Raw genomic sequence first — 3,930 nt, forward strand, 5'->3', positions numbered from 1 at the left:
ACAGACCAATTAATAATATCAAAATTCAAATCAATTAATTTCACCCAACGGGTTAACAAATAAAAAAAATTGTCAACTAAATTATCTAAGCATTACAAGAGTCAAACATTTTTATATCTTTAACAAAAAATTATAGTAGACTTGGCAACAACAGCCTGGTTTTTACCATAACTTAGATTTAAAAAATTGATGAATGCTATTATTGAATTTATGAAACGAAATTATAAAATACTCATAGCCGTATTATGCTTGTCTGTAACCTTGTTTGCATTCAAAATTAATGCTGGCAAAACAGATCCCGATCCAAATAAGGATAAAATGCTTTTAGAATTACTTGCATTTGTAATAGAAAAAGGGCATTACAATCCTCCTGTTATTGATGATGCCTTCTCTAAAGGAATTTTTAAAGATTATATAGAATCTTTGGATCCATCAAAGCGTTTTTTTCTGCAATCTGACATTGAAGAGTTCAAACAATATGAACTGATGTTGGACGATCAGTTTATAAATAAGGATTTGACTTTTTTTAATCTTACGTACACGAGATTAATGAAACGTATGGAAGAAAGCAAAAAAAGGTATAAAACCATTTTATCTCAGCCGTTTAATTATAATATTGATGAAACTTTTAATGCAGATTATGACAAAATCCCATATGCAAGCAGTCTGGTTGATATTAATGAAAGATGGAGAAAACAAATTAAGCTATCTACACTTTCTTCTCTTGTAACAAAACAAAAACTGGAAGAGGATAAGAAGAAAAAAGATGCTGGATATAAAATGAAATCTTTTGAGCAATTAGAGAAAGAAACGCGCGAAAGTTCTTTAAAATCATTAGATGATAATTTTAGTCTTATAAAGGATTTGAATAAAAGTGATTGGTTTTCTGTATATGTAAATGCAATTATGTCACGTTTTGACCCACACACCAGTTATTTTGCACCTGAAGAGAAAGATCGTTTTGATGTCAATATTAGCGGTAAATTAGAAGGTATAGGCGCACGTTTAACTAAGAAAAATGATTTTACCCAAATAGATGAATTAATATCCGGAGGTCCTGCATGGAAAGGTAAAGAACTTGAGTCAGGTGACTTAATCTTAAAAGTCGGACAAGGAAATAATGAGCCTGTTGATGTTGTTGGAATGCGTCTGGATGATGTAGTTAAAAAAATTAAAGGACATAAAGGAACCGAGGTTAAACTTACAGTCAAAAAAGTAGATGGAACAATCAAAGTTATATCCATTATCAGAGATGTAGTTGAAATAGAAGAAACATATGCAAAATCAAGTATTGTAGAAAAAAACGGATTGAAATACGGTGTTATTTATTTACCTAAATTTTATATTGATTTTGAAAATAAAGACGGTAGGGATGCAGGGAAAGACATTGCTTTAGAAGTTGAAAGACTGAAAAAAGAAAATATAAACGGAATCGTATTGGATGTGCGTGATGATGGAGGAGGTTCTCTTTCCACAGTTGTTGATATTGCTGGATTGTTTATAGAAGAAGGGCCAATTGTGCAGGTGAAATCTGCCGGAAGAAAAAAAGAAGTTTTGTATGATAAAGACAAGAAAATAGAGTGGGATGGACCATTAGTAATAATGGTTAACAGCTTTTCAGCTTCAGCATCAGAAATTTTAGCCGCTGCAATACAGGATTACAGAAGAGGTGTTATTATTGGAAGCAAACAAACGTATGGTAAAGGTACTGTTCAAACGGTTATCGATTTAAATCAATTTGTTCGTAATAGTGAATTTGGAGATTTTGGCGCTTTGAAAGCAACAGCCCAAAAATTTTATAGAATTAATGGTGGTTCCACACAATTGGAAGGTGTAAAAAGTGATATTGTAATGCCAGACCGATACAGTTACCTTAAAATGGGAGAACGTGATATTGATAATGCAATGCCTTGGGATAAAATAGACCAGGCTGAATACAGGATTTGGAATTCTAATCAAAACTTTAATCAGGCTATAGTAAACAGTAAAGCCAGGATTTCTCAAAATCCTCAGTTTAAATTAATCGAAGACAATGCTAAATGGATTGATGTTAAAAGTAAAGAGAATGTGTATAGTTTAAATATCAACAGCTTCAAAGAAACTCAGAATCAAGTTGAAAATGAAGGTAAAAAATATAAACCAATTACAGATTACAAGAATAATTTAGTTTTTAAATCTTTACCACATGAGCAATCAGAAATGTTAAAAGATCCAGCTTTAAAAGACAAAAGAGATATTTGGCATCAGGCGCTATCTAAAGATGTTTATGTAGAAGAAGCATTAAATGTTCTGGATGATCTGCAATCCAAAACTATTTCTAAAGCTGCTATTTCAAATAAAATGAAAAAAGATAAATTAGCAAAATCATAGTATTAAAACAATTTTAAACGCTCCTTAACAAAAGTTTTGGAGCGTTTTTATTTGCTTCAAAAAAATGAAAAAAAACATTTCCTTACTTTTAATTTGTTTTGTGATACTTTCCTGTAAAAATGAAACGAAAGAAAAATATGAATTGAACAATGAACAAACTAATTTTGTTTCCAATCGTGAGATTTCAAATCCAATTTATACGATTGCCTACCTTCCAACATCAACAACTAAACAAGTTGTACAGCATGATTATTATACATTGTCATATAATGAAAAATTTGAACAGGCGGAATGGGTTGCCTATGAATTGAAAAATGAGTTTTTAATAAATAATGATTTTAAACGTCCTTATTTTATTCAAGATCCAAAAGTAACGACCGGCTCTGCCGATTGGAGAAATTACAAAAAATCGGGTTATGATAAAGGACATCTTTGTCCTGCCGGAGATATGGAGTTTGATAAAAAAGCATATAACGATACTTTTTATACTTCAAATATTTCTCCTCAAAATCATGATTTTAATAGCGGAATCTGGAATCGATTAGAGAATAAGGTTCGTTACTGGGCTGGCAAATACAATACAGTTTATATAGTAACCGGAGGAATCTTGAAAGATTCAGATAAAAAAATAGGAACAGAAGAGGTTGCTGTTCCTAACTATTTTTATAAAATTGTTCTGGCCAAATCCGGAAAGGAACATAAGGCGATTGCTTTTTTAGTTCCAAATGAAAAAAGTCAGAAAGGAATTTATGAATTTGTGGTCCCTGTTGAAACTTTAGAAAAAATGACAGGAATTGATTTCTTTCCTAATCTGAAAAGCTTAAAAAGCAGTAAGGACTTTTAGGTCTGCAATAGTTGTTATTGGATGCTCTGCTTTAAAAACAAAACTTCCTGCAACTAAAACATCAGCACCTGATTCTACTAATTGTTTTGCATTTTTATTGGTTACGCCCCCATCAATTTCAATAAGGGTTGAGGCATTTTTACGTGTAATCAGTGCCTTTAGTTTCTTTACCTTGTCGTAAGTATTTTCAATAAATGACTGTCCGCCAAATCCAGGATTTACACTCATGATACAAACGAGGTCAATGTCATTAATAACGTCTTCTAACAGATCAATATTGGTATGAGGATTAATGGCTACTCCGGCTTTCATTCCTTCAGCCTTGATTGCTTGAAGCGTTCTGTGCAAGTGAGTACATGCTTCGTAATGCACGCTTAAAATATTCGCACCTAAATCTGCAAAAGTTTTAATGTACCTGTCCGGATCAACAATCATCAAATGTACATCGATTGTTTTTTTAGCATGTCTTGAAATTGCTTCTAAAACCGGCATTCCAAAAGAAATATTCGGAACAAAAACGCCATCCATAATATCAATATGAAACCAATCAGCCTTACTGCTATTAATCATTTCTATATCGCGTTGTAAGTTGGCAAAATCAGCAGCCAGAACTGAAGGAGCAATAAGTGTATTCTTCATTGTGTAGTTGTATATTGTATTGTTTTTTGCAAAGGTAATTATAAAAAATAAAAAACTCCGGTAATCAGCCGGAGTTT

The 3,930-nt window shown here is 32.0% G+C and carries 3 protein-coding genes; 2 read left to right on the forward strand and 1 reads right to left on the reverse strand.

From position 1 onward, the window contains the following. The first annotated feature begins 189 nt into the window (after positions 1-189). Complete coding sequence (locus ABI657_RS19020) at positions 190-2,370, forward strand: carboxy terminal-processing peptidase (RefSeq protein ID WP_348098847.1); 2,181 nt, start codon at positions 190-192, stop codon at positions 2,368-2,370. Positions 2,371-2,434: 64 nt separating this feature from the next. Beyond that, on the forward strand, positions 2,435-3,214 hold the full coding sequence (locus tag ABI657_RS19025; protein ID WP_348098848.1) for a DNA/RNA non-specific endonuclease: 780 nt from the start codon (positions 2,435-2,437) through the stop codon (positions 3,212-3,214). On the opposite strand, the gene rpe is transcribed toward ABI657_RS19025, so the two are convergent. Beyond that, a complete protein-coding gene (gene rpe / locus ABI657_RS19030) occupies positions 3,191-3,853 on the reverse strand; it encodes a ribulose-phosphate 3-epimerase (protein WP_348098849.1) in 663 nt (220 codons plus the stop codon). The genes ABI657_RS19025 and rpe overlap by 24 nt on opposite strands. Between the last annotated feature and the right edge of the window lie 77 nt (positions 3,854-3,930).

The organism is Flavobacterium sp. (assembly GCF_039930565.1).
In the GTDB taxonomy this organism is placed as follows: Bacteria; Bacteroidota; Bacteroidia; order Flavobacteriales; family Flavobacteriaceae; genus Flavobacterium.

Excerpts from the sequence above, each read along its gene's own strand:
- ABI657_RS19020 (WP_348098847.1), top strand. The coding sequence starts at position 190 with ATGAATGCTATTATTGAATTTATGAAACGAAATTATAAAATACTCATA.
- rpe (WP_348098849.1), bottom strand. The coding sequence starts at position 3,853 with ATGAAGAATACACTTATTGCTCCTTCAGTTCTGGCTGCTGATTTTGCC.
- ABI657_RS19025 (WP_348098848.1), top strand. The coding sequence starts at position 2,435 with ATGAAAAAAAACATTTCCTTACTTTTAATTTGTTTTGTGATACTTTCC.